This window comes from Deinococcus aerophilus (genome assembly GCF_014647075.1).
Classification (GTDB): Bacteria; Deinococcota; Deinococci; order Deinococcales; family Deinococcaceae; genus Deinococcus; species Deinococcus aerophilus.
This window is the reverse complement of sequence record NZ_BMOM01000016.1, coordinates 50,026-66,201: the sequence shown is the minus strand read 5'-3', so window position 1 is coordinate 66,201 and position 16,176 is coordinate 50,026. Positions and strand designations below refer to the sequence as shown.

The following is a 16,176-nucleotide window of genomic DNA, read 5'->3' as shown; positions in this document are numbered from 1 at the left end:
CCTTCCCCGGTGCGATTGCTGGGGCCACTGCTGTGCGTGCTGTGCGTGTCGGGCGCGCAGACCTCGCCGCAGGTCGGGTCCGGTTCGCTGCCCGCCCCGGCATCCGGAGACCTGACGCTGCGCCGTGACCCCGCCCCGGACGCGGACGTACGCGCTGCGCTGCGCGGGCTGCCGTCCGGTGTACGGACCGGCGTGCTCGTTCAGGACCTGACGAGCCGGCAGGTGGTGCTGGCCGTGCGTCCCGATGAGGCCTTCATTCCCGCCAGCACCACCAAGCTGGTCACGGCGGCGGCGGTGCTGGCCGAGCGGGGCGGCGCACTCGGCTGGTGGAGTGCCGAGCTGACCGTTCCAGCGCTTCAGGCGGGGCAGGCGACCGTGAAGGCCGTGACCCTGCGCGGCAGCGGCGATCCGACCCTGAGCGTGTCGGGCGGCGGCTACAGCCTGCGCGCCCTGGCGAAACAGGCGTTTGCGCGTGGCCTGCGTACGGTGGGCGAGGTCCGGCTCGAAGACGCCCGGCTGGACCCTGCCAGCTGGAAGGCGGCCCCCATCGGTGTGCCCATGACCGCCCTGCGGCTCTCGGAGTGGCGCGGCTCCCCGCCGCGCAGCGCGGCCGAGGCCCGTGGCCGTTTGGGCGCGGCCCTGATCGCCGAGCTGCGCCGCGCCGGAGTCACGGTGGCGTCCGAACGGGTGGGTCAGGCGGCTTCCTTCAGCCCCTACCTTGCCCCCCCGCGAACGGATGACCGCGGCCGGTCCCTGCCCCCCGATCCATGGATTCCGCCTGCCCGCCGTCCCGAACACGGCGTCGCCAGCGTGCGCAGCGCGTCCCCGGCGCAGGTTGTGGCGGCCACCCTGCGCCCCAGCGACAACCTGCGGGCCGAGGAACTGCTCTCGACCCTGGCCCTGCGCCCAGCCGCCAATGGCACCCTGGCGGGCGCCCTGGCCCGCGAGCGGGCCTTTCTGGGCCGCATCGGCGTGAACCTCAGCGGCGTGACCCTGGCAGACGGCAGCGGCCTGAGCCGCGGGGACCACCTGACGCCGCGCGCGCTGGTGGACCTGCTGCGCGTGATGCACGACCTGCCGTATGCGGGGTCCGGTCCGGCGGCGCTGCCGGCCACGCTGTACCGGGAGCGCCGCAACGCATTCATTGAAGCCCTGGCCCAGGGCGGTACCGGAGAAAACGTCCCCGCCCACGACGGACGCGGCGGCACGCTGGCCCGGCGGTTCCTGAACGCGGGCCTGGACGTGCGCGCCAAGACCGGAACGCTGCCCGGCGTCAGCGCCCTGGCCGGGTACGTGACGGCGCGCAGCGGCCACACCCTGGCCTTCGCCATCTTGATGAACGGCCCCGAGGACTCACCGATTCTGACCCTGCGGGCCGTGCAGGACGCGGTAGTGGGGGCGGTGGCCGCCGCGCACTGAAGCTGGCTCCTGGCTCCGGGACAGCGCAGCTCGGCGATCAGGGCCGCGCTCAGATGGACGAGCTACCGCCGCCCGGGGCTCCGGGTCAAATTCCCCGCTCCATCACGGATTCCCGGTTCAAATTCTGTTCAAGAATTCAAGCACGCGCTCCATCAGCAGTTCAGCCGCCCCGGCATCATGATCGGCCAGGCTGCGGTCCGCGAACAGGTGCCGACTGCCTGGATACAGGAAAAGGTCTCCCTGGGCCGCATCGGTCAGTTCCCTGGCCGCCGCGGCATCCTCCTCAAACCAGGGATCATTCTCCATGCCATGAACCTGCACCGGGACGCCGTGTGGCCACGATCCAAACTCGGAGACAGGAAAACAGGCGTGGAACAACAGGGCTCCGGCGGCTCCCGGGCGCGTCTGAACAAGCCGCTGGGCGGGGGAGACCCCCAGCGAGAAACCGGCATACACGAGGGTCTCGGGCAGGCCCTGGGCCGCCCTCACGCCGTCTTCTGAAAGCTGCTGGAATCCAACGCTCCGGGCATAGGCGATGCCCTCGTCCAGGGTGTCAAAGGTGTGGCCGTGGTAAAGATCGGGAACATGAACCGTGTGCCCGGCAGTCCGGAGCTGCTCGGCAAAGGCGAGCACGCCCCGGGTGAGCCCTTGAGCGTGGTGAAACAGGAGGATCTCACTCATGCCTGATACGGTACGCCCCATTCGTGACAGGACCTGACGCATTTCCTCCGTTCTGTCTTTGCTGAGCGTCTGTCTTTGCCGCGCGGTCGCTCCCCGCTGCGGACGCATCCCCGAGGGGCCGTTCAGAGTGCCCGTCGCCCATGCGCTGGACGGCGGCCCGCCGGTCAGCCATCCCACCGCGAATCCCACATGCTCCTTGCGAACGTAAAGGAACGGGGTCACCGCACGCCATCCCCGGAGTTTTGGAAGGCCTCTACACTCCCCGCATGACCGATCCTGCCGCCGGAACGCGCTTCGCCGTCTACCTGTGCCCACCGGCCAACACGGCGCTGTACCGCCTGGGCTCCGAGGTGCTGGGCTTTGATGTGCGGGCGGGCCAGCCGGTGGCCCTGCCTGACTTTGTGCGCCCCGAGTGGCAGGCCGATGCGGGGCCGTACGGTTTTCACCTGACGGTTGTGGAGGGCTTCTTCACCGACCCGGCGTGGTGGCCCGACATTGAGGCCAGGGCGCGGGCCTGCGCCGCCTGCCTCTCGCCGGAGGCCGGGTTGGGTCTGTCCGGCGGGCGCATCGAGGTCTGGGACGACGGGGAAACCTTCGTGCACCGCCTGGACGCCTCACCGGCACTGCTCGTGGCACACACGCTGCTGCTGTCGCAACTGGCCCGCTTCGTGACCGCTTCTCCCTTTGAGGCCCAGGTGGCGGCGGGCAAGTATGCCCGGCCCTTCGAGCAGGCACGCATGGAACTGCTGCGCACGCCCCGGGGGCTCGACACCTGGCGGCCTCACTTCACGCTGGTGCAGCCCTACGGCGGTAATGATCCAGAAGCGCTGCGGCGGGAGCTGGAGGCCCGCTTCTGTGCGTTTGCCCGGCAGCGCTACACCGGTCTGACCCTGTTCGAGAAACCGGAGGGCGAGGTGCGCTGGCGGGTGCGCGCCGAGTTGCCGCTGGGGGCCGGGCGGGCGTCGGGGGGTGCCCGGCCCGCTACACTCTGAACGTGATGAGTGACGGGGCAGAGGTAGGCGGTATGTCGGTGGTCGTGGCGACGGGCAATGCGGGCAAGGTGCGCGAGATCGAGGCGGCGCTCTCGGGACTGGGCTGGGAAATGCGTCCGCTGGAGGGCCTGCCGCTGCCCGAGGAAACTGGGGCGACCTACGAGGAGAACGCGGCGCTCAAGGCCTGCACGGTGGCGCTGATGGGCCGCACGGTGGCCCTGGCCGACGACAGCGGCCTGGAAGTGGAGGCCCTGGGCGGCGAACCCGGCATCTACAGCGCCCGCTACGGGGGCCGCGACAGCGACCTGGAACGCAGCCTGTACCTGCTCGAAAAGATGCGCGGCCACACCAACCGCCGCGCCCGCTTCGTGTCGGTGGTGATTCTGGCCCATCCCGACGGGCGCGTGGAGGCGTACCGCGGAGAGCTGCCGGGCACGCTGCTGGAAGGCCCGCGCGGCGAGAACGGCTTCGGCTACGATCCGCTGTTCGTTCCCGACGGCGAGACCCGCACCCTGGCCGAGATGACCCTGGCCGAGAAACAGGCCATCAGCCACCGGGGCCGGGCCCTGGAGGCCCTGAAGGCGGCGCACGCCCCCCACACCGGTTGACTTCCTGCGACCTGAGCGTTTCTTTAAGTTGCTTCTGTGGTCGGGTGGCCCTGCTTACGCTGGACCATGACACTGTTCCGGAACATGGTGATTGGAGTGGTGGGTGGCGCGGTGGGCACGCTGGCGATGGGCCAGTACTGGCTGCGGGTGGCCCCACTGCTTCAGGAGAGCGGCGGTGGCGAGGCCCCCAGGGGGCCGGATCAGCACAGCATCGCGCCGCTGGGGCAACTGCACGCGCCCGGCGAGAGCAGCACCGCTGCGCTGGGGCGGCTGGCGTACGAAGCCGCCGAGGGCCGTGAACCCAGAAAAGACGGCACCCGCACGGCCCTCAGTGAAGGAGTTCACTGGAGCATGGGGGTGCTCAGCGGCGGGCTGTACGGCGCGCTGGCGGGCACCGATGAACCGCTCAAGGGAGCGGCGTTTGGTGTTGGCCTGTGGGCCCTGATGGACGAGGGCCTGGTGCCGCTGGCCGGGCTGCAGGACGGTCCCGCCGGCTCCACCCCCAGAGGCCACGTGAACCGTCTGGGCGCACACCTGTCGTACGGGCTGGGACTGGGCCTCAGCGCCCTGGTCCTGAACAGGGTGCTGCCCAGACGTCACTGAGTCCAGCTCCGGAGCTGCCGTTCAGTTGCCGGTGGTGGGGACCTGGGCGCTTGGTTCCGAAACTTCGCGCTTGAGCCGCATCAGGATGGCCCCCATGCCGCGCAGACGCATGGGCGTGATCAGTTCACTCAGGCCCATGTCCATGTAGAAGTTGTCGGGAACGCTGAGGATGGTCTCGGGAGACTGACCGTCCAGCGCCTCGTGCAGGATGCCCGCGTAGCCGCGCACGGTGGGGGCTTCCTCGGGCACCTTGAAGTGCAGCTTCACGTTACCTTCTTCCCGCTCAGTCACCAGAAAGAACGGGCTGGTGCATTCGGGCACCGGCTGCATGAACTCCGGGTGCTCCACGTACTTCTCGGGCAGGGGGGGCAGCTTGCGGCTGTACTCCAGCAGGGCCTGCAGGCGCAGCGATTTGGGCGCGCTGCGGAACATGCTCACGATGCCCTGAAGCTTTTCGGGCAGGGCCGGACCGGCGGAGGGGGAGGAATCGGAAGTCATGCGCCACTGTACCGCCGCCCCGGCGGGGGATATGGTGAGGTCTGTCCAGTTGACCACTGTTGTCAACTAATCTTGCATCCGTACACCCTGGCCTGAAACAATCGAGGCCGCAACTCTGGAGGTTCATTTATGGAATATGCAAAAGACGTGCTCGTTGATACCGGCTGGGTGGCCGAACACCTCAATACTCCCGGTGTGCGCCTGATCGAAGTGGATGAGGACATCCTGCTCTATGACACCGGCCACATTCCCGGCGCGGTGAAGGTGGACTGGCAGACCGACTTCTGGCACCCGGTCGAGCGCGATTTCATCGGCCCCGATGAGGTGGCCGCGCTGCTGGGCCGCCTGGGCATCGGCCCCGATGACCAGATCATCCTGTACGGCGACAAGAGCAACTGGTGGGCCGCGTATGCGTACTGGTTCCTGTCGTACAGCGGCGTGAAGAACCTCAAGCTGATGAACGGGGGCCGCCAGAAGTGGATGGCCGAGAACCGCGAGGTCACCACCGAGGCGACCACCCACGAGGCGACCACCTACCCCGCCCTGACCCGCGACGAGGGCCTGCGTGCCTACCGTGACGAGGTCCGTGCCCACCTGGAAGACGTCCGGGCCGGCCGGGGCGCGCTGGTGGATGTCCGCAGCCCCGACGAGTTCTCGGGCAAGGTCACCCACATGGCGAACTACCCGCAAGAAGGCGTGCTGCGCGGCGGACACATTCCCGGCGCGCGCAGCATTCCCTGGGCGCGGGCGACCAACGAGGACGGCACCTTCAAGAGCGCCGACGAACTTCGCGACCTGTACGCCGGTGAGGGCGTGACCCCCGACAAGGATGTGATCGCGTACTGCCGCATCGCCGAACGCAGCAGCCACAGCTGGTTCGTGCTGCGCGAGCTGCTGGGCTACCCCAAGGTCCGCAACTACGACGGCAGCTGGACCGAGTGGGGCAACGCGGTGGGCATGCCCATCGAGAAGACCTACAGCGAGGCCTGAGCCGCCGGTCTGCCGCAGGGGGGCGGGTTTCCAGCCCTCTCCTCCCACGGATCCTCCGTCACGGCCCCCCTGTGCCCGGGTGTGGCGGGGGGGCGTGATTCTTTGCCGTGGGGGCGTGTACGATTCCTGGCAGCCGACCCACCCATAGGGGGAAGCGCCGCAGGCCCGCGGCCCGCTAAGGTGGGCGCATGAAGCTGCTGATCGTGGCCGTCATCATTCTGGGGGTGGCCTGGTGGGTGTGGAACAAGAACCGCCCCGGCAGCCTCCGTCCGCCCGGCACCGCCAATCTGGACGAGGAAACGGCCATCCGCCCGGAAGTCGACCCTGCCGCGGTTGCCGCCGCCCGCGCCCGCGTGTCGCAGGCGGTGCCCGATGAACTGCTGCAAGACGCCCTGCTGGACGCCACCCCCCAGCAGGTCGCCCGCCTGTTTGCGGCTGTGCCCGCCGACGTGATGGCCAATGCCCTGGGACAGACCCAGAACACGCCGCACACCCAGGCCAGCGCCGAGCAACTGGCCCAGTTGCGCGGAGCAGGCGACGCCGTGGACGATCTGGAGATCTTCAAGTTCGACTGAGGAGCCGACTGAGCGGCGTGGCGCGCCGGGCGTCCGCCCGGGTTTTTTCCGGCCGGTGTGCGTGCGCACCGGCCGCTCCTTTGTTGTGGAAGGCCGCTCCCGCCGTCCCGGTCCGGCGTGACCCCGCCATGCCTCCCCGTTTTGGCACTACTCTGGGCCCTGTATCAAAATTCCTCAGAGAGGACCACCGCCCGTGTGTGGTCGGTCTGCCGCTCTCTGCTGATCCGGAGGAGACCGTCATGAAGCGATCCAGCCTGTATCTGACCCTTGCCCTGCTGTCCCTGACTCCGCTGGGGGTGGCCGGGGCGCAACTGGCCGCCACCGCTCCGTCCCAGAGTGTGCCCGGAGACGCCCGCCCCGACGCGCCCGAGCTGAGTGCGCGCGGCCCCTACGCGGTGGGTGTGCGGACCCTAACACTGACCAATCCCGGGCAGCTCGACATCGTCAAAGCCCCCAAGGAGGGCGAGATTCCCCGCTACGACCGCCCGCTGACGGTGGAGGTGTGGTACCCGGCGGTGGGAGCCAGCGGCTCAGGCGTGACCACCTACCGCGACGTGCTCGGCAGCGGCCCCAACGATCCCAAGCGGCCCAACACCCCCTTCCTGACCCTGGGCCGCGCCACCCGTGACGCCGCGCCCAGCGCCCAGGGCGGACCGTACCCGCTGGTGATCGTGTCGCACGGCTATCCGGGCAGCCGCTACCTGATGTCCTACCTCACCGAGAATCTGGCGAGCAAGGGGTACGTGGTCGCCTCGATTGACCATACCGACAGCACCCACGGAGACAAGGCCGCCTTTGCGAGCACGCTGCTGAACCGCCCGCTGGACGACAACTTCGTGCTGGGTGAGATGGCGCGGCTGGGTGCAGCCGACAGTGGCAGCCCCCTGAGCGGCCTGGTGGACGCCGACCGCACGGCGCTGGTGGGCTACAGCATGGGCGGCTACGGCGCCCTGAACGCGGCGGGCGCAGGTTTCGGGCCCGAGATGGTGCCGCTGGTGCCCAACGGGGCCCTGAAGCAGCGGCAGACCGGGGCGTACACCGTGGACCCGCGCATCAAGGCGGTCGTGGCCTTTGCGCCTTGGGGCGGGGACGCCGCCGTGCGGGGCATCGGCGTGAATTTCGGCGGCAAGTATGGCTTCTGGGACGAGGCGGGGCTGGCAAACCTGAAGGTGCCGACGATGTTCGTGGTGGGCGACCGCGACGACGTGGCGCAGTACGAAGGCGGAGTCAAGTCGCTGTTCGAGAATGCCGTGAATGCCGAGCGGTACATGGTGGTGTACGAGAACGCCTCGCACAACTCTGCGCCCAATCCGCCGCCCGCCGCATCCCTGAACAGCTTCGACGACTACATGCACTACGCCGAACCCGCCTGGGACATGGCCCGCCTGAACAACCTCAACCAGCATTTCGTGACCGCTTTCCTGAACCTGAAGCTCAAGGGCATGCAGGGCGCGGCCCCCTACCTGAACGTGCCCACGCCCCGGTCCAACGACATCAAGGTCAGCCGCAATGCGGACGGCTCACCCAAGGCCGACGATACCTCCTGGGCAGGGTTCAAGAACCGCACCGCCCGCGGCATCGAGCTGTACCGCATGATGCCCAGGTAAGCTCAGCGCGTCTCCGAACCGCTTAGTGAAACCCGTCCACCCGGATCAGCGGCCCGCCCAGACCGCTGATCCGGGTGGGCAGCGCTGAGGTGGCAACGGCCTGTCCGGTCTCGGCATCGAAGGTCTGGAAGGTGGCGTGTCCGGCGGCCGTGTCCACACTCAGGACGGTCACCGTGCTGCGGGCCGTGCCCGGCACCCCCACATAATCGCGTCCGCCGATGCCGCCGCTGGCCAGGACGTTGAGCCCGCCCAGCCGCGCCGGGTAGTAGGCGGCATGATGGCCGCTGAGGTAGGCGAGCACGCGGCCCTGTTCCATGATCTGGCGCAGCGGCGTGGGATCGTGGATGACCTCGCCCGCCACGTTCTTGCCGGCGCTGACGCCCGCGAGCGGCAGATGGCCCATCACCAGCCGGACGCCCGCCGCCTGGGCCTGTGGAGTGGCGAGCTGGCCAGCCAGCCAAGTCCGCTGCTCTGGGCTCACCTGCGGGCCACTGGCGTCCAGCACGGCCACGAACAGCCGCCCACCGCCGAAGGTGAACGAGTACCGGAAGGGAAAGGCGCGGCGGTCCACATAGGTCAGCGCGGGGACGTGGGCCTGCCAGTAGGCGGCGGCCTCGCGCCGGTCCCGCGCGAGGCTGGCGTCGTGGTTGCCCAGCGTGAAGGCGAAGGGACTGCCTGCCGTCTTCAGCGGCGCACCGACCTCCCGGTCAAACGCCGCCCACATGGCCCGCACCCGCGCGTCGGAGAGGCTGGCCTTCTGTCCGGCGATCAGGTCTCCGGCCGAGAGCACCAGGTCCGGCTTCCACTCGTTCACAGTGCGCTGTACGGTGCGGCTCAGGGCGGCCGGGTAGGTCACGCTGCCGTAGGGGCCGTTAAAGTCGCTCAGAACGACCACGCGCAGCGGCGGCGGACCTGCTGGGGGGAGGGCGGCGGTCCCGCCGGCAGACCACAGCGATCCCAGCAGGCCCACGGCGAGCAGAGCGAACCTGGAAAAGCGCAGCGGCATGCCGCAGATCATCAGGTTTTCTTCAGGCGGGCGTCAACCGCTCCGGGCCAGTGGAGGACATGCTGGGGCCATGACCAAGGACGATCCCACCGGGGAACGGGACGCGCTGCCCATCAACCCCACCCTGACCCCGCACCTCAAGCCGGCAGCGGGGCACCCGCCTGCCGCACAGGGCCCCGCACCCGAGCACCCGGAAGGCCGCACGCTGCCGGGCGTGCCCGCCCCCGCCGGGGACGGCATGAGCGCCGGCGAAGTCACGGGTCTGCTGGGCGGAGACGCCTCCATGACCGAGGCGAACATCGCCCTGGAACGGGCCGAGGGCCTCGACCCCGGCCCTGGCCCCGGCACAGAGGGTTAGGCACCGGGCCACGTGGCCGACCAGTGGACCTGCCCAGGTGGTGATTAACGACAGGGGTCCGGTGGGTGCCTTCACGGGCCTGGCAGTGAAGAGTGCGGGCACAGCAAAATGCCAGCCCCAGCGCCGTTCTTGGTGCGGACGGTGCTGGGGCTGGGCAGACTTCAATTTTCAACTTCAGGGATGACGAAGCGGTTCAGCGGCTGGTGCGGCTTCAGAAGGCCGTGTCGAGCGCCTCCAGCGCTGCCCCCGCGTCCGTGATGCCCGCCTGCGCCATGTCGGGGCGACCTCCGCCCTTGCCGCCGCCCGCCGCCGCGAGCTTGCCGACCAGTTGCCCGGCGTGCGCTCCGCGGGTCACGGCGTCCCGGGTGGCCTTGACGACCAGTCCCTTGTCCCCGGCGACCACGGCTAGGTCCGCGCCACTCTGTTCGAGCAGCTTGTCGGCGGCTCCACGAAGTTCATTGCCCTCGATGCCGGACAGCTTGAGGGCCGCGACCTGGAATCCGCCCAGCTCGCGCACCGGGGAGGCCGCGCCGCTCGCTCCGCCCATCTGCGCCTCGGCCAGCTGCCGGCGGACATTCGCCGTTTCCTTCTCGGCGGCCTTGAGCTGCGCCTGCAGGCCCGAGACGCGGCCTTCCAGACCGTCGGGGCTGGTGTTGAGCATGGCCGACACCCGCGCCGCCCCCATAAGACGCTCGCGCAGCCAGCCGGTGGCCGCCTCGCCCGCCAGCGCCTCGATGCGGCGGACCCCAGCGGCCACGTTCTCGTCACTCAGAATCACGAACGCGCCGATGTCGCCGGTGCGCTTCACGTGCGCGCCGCCGCACAGTTCCATGCTCGCCACGGCCTGTCCCTCGTGCGACACCTCGCCGCCCACCTGAACCACGCGCACGGTGTCTCCGTACTTCTCGCCGAACAGTGCGGTGGCGCCCGCCGCCCGCGCCTGGGCAATCGGCATTTCCTGCCACGTCACCGGGAAGTTGGCGCTGACCCAGCGCGACACCAGCCGCTCCACGCTGGCAATCTCTTCCGCGCTCAATGCGGCGCCGTGCGAGAAGTCAAAACGCAGACGGTCGGGCGCGACCAGCGATCCGGCCTGCCGCACGCCCGACCCCAGCACTGCCCGCAGCGCGGCGTGCAGCAGGTGGGTGGCGGTGTGGTGGCGCTGCGTGGCCTGCCGCTCGCCCGAGACCACTCCGCGCACGCGCTGGCCTTCCTTCAGCTCGCCCGCCTCCACGATCACGTCGTGCAGGAACACGCCGCCGGGGGTCTTGCGGGTATCGCGCACTACTCCGGCGCCGCCGTCCCACTCCAGGCGGCCGGTGTCGCCGACCTCGCCGCCGCCCTCGGCATAGAACGGGGTGCGCGACAGCACCACCGTCGCCTCGTCGCCCGCACTCAGGTGGGTGGGGCGCTCGCCCGCCACGAGCAGGGCCAGCACCTCACCGTCGGCCTCCAGCTCGTCGTAGCCGACAAACTCGGTGGGAGAGAGGTCGGTGAGGGCCTCCTGTCCGCCGAACAGTTCGGACTTGCCGTACTTGCTGCCAGCCCGCGCGATGTTCTGGGCGTTTTCCAGGCTCTCGGCGTACCCGGCCTCGTCCACGCTGACGCCGTATTCCTCGGCAATTTCCTTGGTCAGGTCGACCGGAAAGCCGTAGGTGTCGTACAGGATGAAGGCTTCCTCGCCGCCCAGCACCGCGCCCTTCTCCAGCCGCTCGAGCAGCCCGCCGAGGCGCTGGATGCCGCCCTCGAGCGTCTTCAGGAAGCGCTCCTCCTCACTCTTGATCGTGGCCTCGACCCGGGCCTGTTCGGCCCTCAGTTCGGGGTAGGCGTCGCCCATGCGGTCCACCACCAGCGGCACCAGCTTGTACAGCGTCGGCTCGCGCAGGCCCAGCAGGTAGGCGTGTCTGGAGGCGCGGCGCAGAATCTTGCGGATCACGTAGCCGCGTCCGGTGTTGCCCGGCGCAGAGCCGTCGGCGATGACCATGCTCACGCTGCGGACATGCTCGGCCACCACGCGGTGCGAGACGTTCTGCGGCCCCTCGTAGGGGTGGCCGCTCAGCTCGGCAATGCGGGCGATGATCGGCGCGAACACGTCGTTGCTGTAAAAATCGTAGACGTCCTGCACCACGGTGGCGATGCGTTCCAGGCCCATGCCGGTGTCGATGTTCTTGAAGGGCAGGTCAACGAGCGTCGGCGTGCCGTCGGGCTGCGGTTCCTGGCGGTCGTACTGAGGGAACACGTTGTTCCAGATTTCCAGAAAGCGCGCGCTCTCGCGGGTCTGGGCGTAGTCGGCCCAGGTGTCGTCACCGTACTGCGGCCCCCGGTCATAGAAGATCTCGCTGCACGGGCCGCACGGGCCGTTGGGACCCTCTTTGGGCGCGTCGGCGGGCCAGAAGTTCTCGTCGGCCCCAAAGCGCAGGATGTGGTCCTCGGGCAGGCCGATGTCCTGCGTCCAGATCTCGAAGGCCTCCTCGTCGTCCTGGTAGATGGTGGCGTACAGCTTGGTCTTGTCCAGCGCCATCCACTCGGGGCTGGTCAGGAATTCCCACGCCCAGGTCAGCGACTCGCGCTTGAAGTAGTCGCCAAAACTGAAGTTGCCCATCATCTCCAGCAGCGAGCAGTGCCGCAGGGTGCGCCCCACGTTCTCGATGTCCCCGATGCGCAGGCACTTCTGCGCGGTGGTCACGCGCTTGTTTGCACCCTGCTCGAATTTGGCGGGCGCACCCATGAACTGTTCCTTGAACGGCTGCATGCCTGCCACGGTGAACAGCGTGGTGGGGTCCGGGGCCACCGTGCTGTGGCTGGGCAGGCGCAGGTGGCCCTTGCCCTCGAAGAAGCTCAGGAACTTCTCGCGGATGTCGGCGGTGGACAGGGAAGAGGACGGAGCAGTCATGCGGGGAAGTTTAGCGCGGCGGGGCGGGCGGCCAATCTGTTCGCCGCCAGCCCCCGCAAGCAAAACAAAAACTCCTCCGCAGGGGAGAAGCTTGAGGGTGGGGACGTGGGCGTGTGGGCTTCAGGCGTCTGGCCGGGGCTTGCTCACACGCTGACGCCCGGTCAGGGCGCGGCCCAGCGTGACCTCGTCGGCGTACTCCAGCGCGCCGCCTACCGGCAGGCCGTAGGCGATGCGGCTGACCAGTGCGCCCAGCGGCTCCAGCAGGCGTTGCAGGTACAGCGCGGTGGCGTCGCCCTCCACGGTGGTGCCGGTGGCCAGGATCACCTCCTGGCCCTCGGTCACGCGCGGCAGCAGGGGCTTGATGTGCAGCTGCTCGGGCCCCACCCCGTTCATGGGACTCAGGACACCGTGCAGCACGTGGTACAGGCCCCGGTACTCGCCGCTGCGCTCGATGGCAATCACGTCGCCGGGTTCCTCGACCACGCAGATCAGATTCTGGTCGCGGGCCGGGTCGCTGCACACGTCACAGCGCTCGGCGTCGGTGATGTTGAAGCAGATGGGGCAGGTGTGCAGGTCCCGCTTGGCCGAGAGCAGGGAACTGGCCAGCCGCTCGATGTCCTCGCGCGGTTGCTCGAACAGGTAGAAGGCCAGCCGCTGCGCGCTCTTGGGGCCGATGCCGGGCAGGCGTGAGAGCTCGCGGATCAGCGCGACCAGGGAGGGAGGGTATTTCATGCCCGCCGCTCTCGGGGTGCGCCCCGCCCGCTATGGGGAAGGCGGCCCGTCTTCAAAATCCGGGGATTCCCAGGCCGCGCGTGGCGTCCTGCTGCAAAGCGTCGGCCTTGGCGCTGGCGTCCTGCATGGCGACCAGAATCAGGTCTTCCAGGGCCTCGACGTCCTGCGGGTCCACCGCCTCGGGGTTGATCTTCAGGGTGGTCAGCTTGCCGTGGCCGTTCATGGTGACCGTGACCAGCCCGCCCGCACTGCCCTCCACCGATTTGGCGGCGAGTTCCTCCTGAATCTTGCCCGCGGCCACCTGCGCCTGCTGCATCTGCTTCATCAGCTTCTTCATGTCCATGCGGTCAGTGTAGCGGCCCGGCCTATGCCGGAAAGTAAAACGCAGACCCGTCTCGCGGAGAGTCGGGAGCGCTACAGCGCCGCCACCCGCACGTTCTTGGCGCGGCGGTACAGCTGGGCGGGCCGGCCCACGCCGCTGCGCCGCTCGCCACTGGGGGTCAGGATGCCCTGGGCGAGCAGCCGTTTGCGGAAGTTGCGCTTGTCCAGCTGGCGGTCGAGGATCGCCTCGTAGACCCCCTGAAGCTCGGGCAGCGTGAAGGTGTCCGGCAGGAATTCCAGCGCGAGGTTGGCATATTCCAGCCGCAACTGCAGCCGCAGCAGCGCGCGGGTCAGGATGTCGTGGTGGTCGAAGGCCAGCTGCGGCGGGCGGTGGGCGCTGAGCCACTCGGCGTCCAGGGTGTGCCCGCCGCCGCTGACCCGCACCGTGCCGTGCGGCAGCACCGCAAGGTGGGCCACGCTCACGATGCGGCCGCGCGGATCGCGGTCCACGGCCCCGAAGGTATAGAACTGCTCTAGGTGCCGGGGCTCAAGCTGCACGGCCGTCTCGGTGCGCAGTTCACGCAGGGCCGCCTCATGCAGTTCCTCGCCCGGCTGCACAAAGCCGCCGGGCAGGGCCCAGGCGCGGGCGTGGGGCAGTTCGCCGCGCTGGACGAGCAGGGCGCGCAGCTCGCCGCCGTGCATGGCAAACGCCGCCACATCCACCGCCAGACCAACCTGGGTGGCCTGCGGCGGCAAGGTGAGGCGGGACATGCTGGCGATGCTAGGGTTAGTGTCCTCGGTACGTCAAGGATAAGTGTCTAGTTGAGCCTGGAATGAACGTCACCGGAACGGACTTCAGCCGGAGTTTTGGGCGCTTTGGGAGTCCGCCTCTGCGCGGGAGACCAGCACGTGGGCGCGCAGCAGTTCGGCCACGCTCCAGGCCTGGAAGGGGCAGCCGCCGGGGCGCAGCGTGTCTCCGGCGAACACCTCGGAAACGTGGCCCACGCCCGCTTCCCAGAGGTGGCCGCTCAGGCCGTTCAGGGCGGCGCGGGCGCGGGCGACCTCGCCGCGCGACAGCAGCAGCTCGGTGTACGCGGTCAGCGGCCACGGCCAGACCGTGCCCTGGTGGTAGGCGGCGTCGCGCTGAACCTGGGGGCCGCCGTAGTTGCCGCGGTAGCGCGGGTCGCGCGGCGATAAGGTGCGCAGCCCCAGCGGCGTGAGCAGCTCGGCCTCCAGGGTCTGGACCGCCGCCGCGACCTGCGTGGGGGTGGCGGGGGTGTCCGGCAGTGCCAGGGCCAGGGCCATGTTTGGGCGCACGCTGGGGTCGGGAGAGCCGTCCGCGCCCAGCACGTCGGCCCACCTGTTGTCATTCCAGAACGCGGCGAAGCTCGCGCGGGCCTGCTGCAGCGTGGCCGCAAACTGCGGCCGCTCGCCCATCCGCTGTGAGAGGCGCGTCTCTGCCCCCAGCGCCGCGAGCCACAGCCCCTGGATCTCGATGGGATGGCCGTGCCGGGGCGTCACCACCCACTCGGCGATCTTCACGTCCATCCAGGTCAGCTGCACGCCCGCCTCGCCCGCATGCAGCAGCCCGCTGTGGGGGTCGGCGCGGATGCCGTGGTCGGTGCCGTTCAGGTGCCACCGCAGCACCCCGCGCAGCTGCGGCAGGGCCGTGCGGGCAAAGGCGGTGTCGCCGCTGGCCGTCACGTAGCGTTCCAGCGCCACCGCCAGCCACAGCGCGCCGTCCACGGTGTTGTAGCCGGCGCCCTGGCCGTCCTCGTGAAAGTGGTTGGGAATCAGGCCGCGCCGGGCCGTGCGCAGGAAGGTATCGAGCAGGTCGCGGGCCTCGGCGTGCCGCCCGGTGAGCAGGGTCAGGCCGGTCAGCGCGATCATGGCGTCGCGCCCCCAGTCGGCAAACCACGGGTATCCGGCAATCACGCTGCGGCCCGCCGGGGCGCTGCGGCGCACGAGGTAGGCGTCGGCGGCGACCGCCAGGGTGGCCACCAGTCCGTCTGTCACTTCACAGGCGCCCTGGGCCTGTACGGCCAGGGCGTGGCGGCGGGCCCCCTCCTGTTCGTAGGCCAGCCACGGATTGGTCAGATCGGGTGTGGTGGCTGTCCGGCCCTGCACGCTCAGGGCCACCCGGCCTCCGCCTGCCGGAAGGTGCACCCTCCACAGCGCCGCGCCGCGCACGTATTCGTGGTCCGGCTCGCCGCGCGCCGCGTCGTGGCGGTAGTAAATCCGCTGGGCAAACGGTTGCGGTGGCAGGGCCTCAACCTGTGCGCCGGGCGCGTGGACCTGCGCCCTTGTGCGCCGCCCGCCGACCACCTCTGCCGCAGTGCCCTTGACCGTGAAGCTCAGTTCCGGGGCAGTGGTGTGGGTGTGGTGCATGTCGCGGTCCACGAAATAGCCGCCCAGGGTCAGCGTGACCGCTTCGCGCGCCTGGACGTCGTACAGGTACACCACCGCGCCCGACTGTGCCGGGCACACGGTCCGGCGCCGCACCCGCACGCCGCCCACCGCCTGCTCGCGCTCGGGCAGCAGGTCGCGCAGGGTCACGCCGCTCAGGTGTTCCAGGCCCTGGCCCTCGAACACACCCGGCGCGAGTTCCAGGGCATGCAGGGCCACCGTCTCGCCACCGACCTGCAGCACTTCCAGCGGCGAGGCCAGGTGCGTGAAGCGTTCCACCGGCGGGGCCTGACTGACCACCAGTCCCGAGTAACAGCGGGTCGGCACGCCCGCCAGACTGCTCAGGGCAAAGCCGCCCAGACCGTCGGTGAGCAGCACTTCCAGATCGGGGTCGCGCGCCCGCAGCGGGCCGTAATGCCGCAGGTGGGCGGGGGACGGAGCAGGCGGTTCGGGCGGGCTCATGGAGGGCAGCATGGCAGACGGTGGG

Annotated in this window: 16 protein-coding genes; 8 read left to right on the top strand and 8 right to left on the bottom strand. The window is 69.7% G+C overall.

What is annotated here, in order from left to right:
* Positions 1–9 precede the first annotated feature (9 nt).
* Entirely contained in the window at positions 10–1,419 is a 1,410-nt protein-coding gene (locus IEY21_RS10825) for a D-alanyl-D-alanine carboxypeptidase/D-alanyl-D-alanine-endopeptidase (RefSeq protein ID WP_229753035.1), read from the top strand.
* 117 nt (positions 1,420–1,536) lie between these two features.
* Here IEY21_RS10825 and IEY21_RS10820 read toward each other — a convergent pair whose 3' ends face one another.
* Positions 1,537–2,100, bottom strand: coding sequence for a dienelactone hydrolase family protein (locus IEY21_RS10820; protein ID WP_188904272.1), 564 nt, complete (start codon positions 2,098–2,100; stop codon positions 1,537–1,539).
* 266 nt (positions 2,101–2,366) lie between these two features.
* Between IEY21_RS10820 and IEY21_RS10815 the strand changes: the two genes are divergently transcribed.
* The 3 genes from IEY21_RS10815 (at position 2,367) to IEY21_RS10805 (ending at position 4,303) form a co-directional block, all read left to right on the top strand.
* Complete coding sequence (locus tag IEY21_RS10815) at positions 2,367–3,092, top strand: hypothetical protein (RefSeq protein WP_188904270.1); 726 nt, start codon at positions 2,367–2,369, stop codon at positions 3,090–3,092.
* Positions 3,093–3,124: 32 nt separating this feature from the next.
* Positions 3,125–3,700, top strand: a complete 576-nt coding sequence (gene rdgB / locus IEY21_RS10810) for an RdgB/HAM1 family non-canonical purine NTP pyrophosphatase (RefSeq protein ID WP_188904315.1) — start codon at positions 3,125–3,127, stop codon at positions 3,698–3,700.
* A gap of 66 nt (positions 3,701–3,766) precedes the next feature.
* Positions 3,767–4,303, top strand: coding sequence for a hypothetical protein (locus IEY21_RS10805; RefSeq protein ID WP_188904269.1), 537 nt, complete (start codon positions 3,767–3,769; stop codon positions 4,301–4,303).
* 21 nt (positions 4,304–4,324) lie between these two features.
* On the opposite strand, the gene IEY21_RS10800 is transcribed toward IEY21_RS10805, so the two are convergent.
* Positions 4,325–4,801: a SufE family protein gene (locus tag IEY21_RS10800; RefSeq protein ID WP_188904267.1), complete on the bottom strand. Its 477-nt coding sequence runs from the start codon at positions 4,799–4,801 to the stop codon at positions 4,325–4,327.
* A gap of 129 nt (positions 4,802–4,930) precedes the next feature.
* Between IEY21_RS10800 and IEY21_RS10795 the strand changes: the two genes are divergently transcribed.
* From IEY21_RS10795 to IEY21_RS10785, 3 genes are all read left to right on the top strand, one after another.
* Complete coding sequence (locus IEY21_RS10795) at positions 4,931–5,791, top strand: sulfurtransferase (RefSeq protein WP_188904265.1); 861 nt, start codon at positions 4,931–4,933, stop codon at positions 5,789–5,791.
* Between the two features lie 188 nt (positions 5,792–5,979).
* A complete protein-coding gene (locus IEY21_RS10790) occupies positions 5,980–6,366 on the top strand; it encodes a hypothetical protein (RefSeq protein WP_188904263.1) in 387 nt (128 codons plus the stop codon).
* Positions 6,367–6,605: 239 nt separating this feature from the next.
* Positions 6,606–7,973 (top strand): alpha/beta hydrolase family protein, encoded by a 1,368-nt coding sequence (locus IEY21_RS10785; RefSeq protein ID WP_188904261.1) that lies wholly within the window; start codon positions 6,606–6,608, stop codon positions 7,971–7,973.
* A 22-nt stretch (positions 7,974–7,995) separates the two neighbouring features.
* Here IEY21_RS10785 and IEY21_RS10780 read toward each other — a convergent pair whose 3' ends face one another.
* Entirely contained in the window at positions 7,996–8,991 is a 996-nt protein-coding gene (locus IEY21_RS10780) for a metallophosphoesterase family protein (protein ID WP_229753034.1), read from the bottom strand.
* 58 nt (positions 8,992–9,049) lie between these two features.
* On the opposite strand from IEY21_RS10780, the gene IEY21_RS10775 reads away from it, so the two are divergent.
* Positions 9,050–9,337 (top strand): hypothetical protein, encoded by a 288-nt coding sequence (locus IEY21_RS10775; protein WP_188904259.1) that lies wholly within the window; start codon positions 9,050–9,052, stop codon positions 9,335–9,337.
* A gap of 211 nt (positions 9,338–9,548) precedes the next feature.
* Here IEY21_RS10775 and alaS read toward each other — a convergent pair whose 3' ends face one another.
* The 5 genes from alaS to IEY21_RS10750 form a co-directional block, all read right to left on the bottom strand.
* A complete protein-coding gene (gene alaS / locus IEY21_RS10770) occupies positions 9,549–12,230 on the bottom strand; it encodes an alanine--tRNA ligase (RefSeq protein ID WP_188904257.1) in 2,682 nt (893 codons plus the stop codon).
* Positions 12,231–12,350: 120 nt separating this feature from the next.
* Entirely contained in the window at positions 12,351–12,962 is a 612-nt protein-coding gene (gene recR, locus IEY21_RS10765; RefSeq protein ID WP_188904255.1) for a recombination mediator RecR, read from the bottom strand.
* Between the two features lie 52 nt (positions 12,963–13,014).
* Complete coding sequence (locus IEY21_RS10760) at positions 13,015–13,305, bottom strand: YbaB/EbfC family nucleoid-associated protein (protein ID WP_188904253.1); 291 nt, start codon at positions 13,303–13,305, stop codon at positions 13,015–13,017.
* Between the two features lie 71 nt (positions 13,306–13,376).
* Complete coding sequence (locus IEY21_RS10755) at positions 13,377–14,054, bottom strand: NUDIX hydrolase (protein ID WP_188904251.1); 678 nt, start codon at positions 14,052–14,054, stop codon at positions 13,377–13,379.
* A gap of 84 nt (positions 14,055–14,138) precedes the next feature.
* A complete protein-coding gene (locus IEY21_RS10750; RefSeq protein WP_229753033.1) occupies positions 14,139–16,151 on the bottom strand; it encodes an amylo-alpha-1,6-glucosidase in 2,013 nt (670 codons plus the stop codon).
* Positions 16,152–16,176 lie beyond the last annotated feature (25 nt).

Excerpts from the sequence above, each read along its gene's own strand:
- IEY21_RS10820 (WP_188904272.1), bottom strand. The coding sequence starts at position 2,100 with ATGAGTGAGATCCTCCTGTTTCACCACGCTCAAGGGCTCACCCGGGGC.
- IEY21_RS10815 (WP_188904270.1), top strand. The coding sequence starts at position 2,367 with ATGACCGATCCTGCCGCCGGAACGCGCTTCGCCGTCTACCTGTGCCCA.
- rdgB (WP_188904315.1), top strand. The coding sequence starts at position 3,125 with ATGTCGGTGGTCGTGGCGACGGGCAATGCGGGCAAGGTGCGCGAGATC.
- IEY21_RS10805 (WP_188904269.1), top strand. The coding sequence starts at position 3,767 with ATGACACTGTTCCGGAACATGGTGATTGGAGTGGTGGGTGGCGCGGTG.
- IEY21_RS10800 (WP_188904267.1), bottom strand. The coding sequence starts at position 4,801 with ATGACTTCCGATTCCTCCCCCTCCGCCGGTCCGGCCCTGCCCGAAAAG.
- IEY21_RS10795 (WP_188904265.1), top strand. The coding sequence starts at position 4,931 with ATGGAATATGCAAAAGACGTGCTCGTTGATACCGGCTGGGTGGCCGAA.
- IEY21_RS10790 (WP_188904263.1), top strand. The coding sequence starts at position 5,980 with ATGAAGCTGCTGATCGTGGCCGTCATCATTCTGGGGGTGGCCTGGTGG.
- IEY21_RS10785 (WP_188904261.1), top strand. The coding sequence starts at position 6,606 with ATGAAGCGATCCAGCCTGTATCTGACCCTTGCCCTGCTGTCCCTGACT.
- IEY21_RS10780 (WP_229753034.1), bottom strand. The coding sequence starts at position 8,991 with ATGATCTGCGGCATGCCGCTGCGCTTTTCCAGGTTCGCTCTGCTCGCC.
- IEY21_RS10775 (WP_188904259.1), top strand. The coding sequence starts at position 9,050 with ATGACCAAGGACGATCCCACCGGGGAACGGGACGCGCTGCCCATCAAC.
- alaS (WP_188904257.1), bottom strand. The coding sequence starts at position 12,230 with ATGACTGCTCCGTCCTCTTCCCTGTCCACCGCCGACATCCGCGAGAAG.
- recR (WP_188904255.1), bottom strand. The coding sequence starts at position 12,962 with ATGAAATACCCTCCCTCCCTGGTCGCGCTGATCCGCGAGCTCTCACGC.
- IEY21_RS10760 (WP_188904253.1), bottom strand. The coding sequence starts at position 13,305 with ATGGACATGAAGAAGCTGATGAAGCAGATGCAGCAGGCGCAGGTGGCC.
- IEY21_RS10755 (WP_188904251.1), bottom strand. The coding sequence starts at position 14,054 with ATGTCCCGCCTCACCTTGCCGCCGCAGGCCACCCAGGTTGGTCTGGCG.
- IEY21_RS10750 (WP_229753033.1), bottom strand. The coding sequence starts at position 16,151 with ATGAGCCCGCCCGAACCGCCTGCTCCGTCCCCCGCCCACCTGCGGCAT.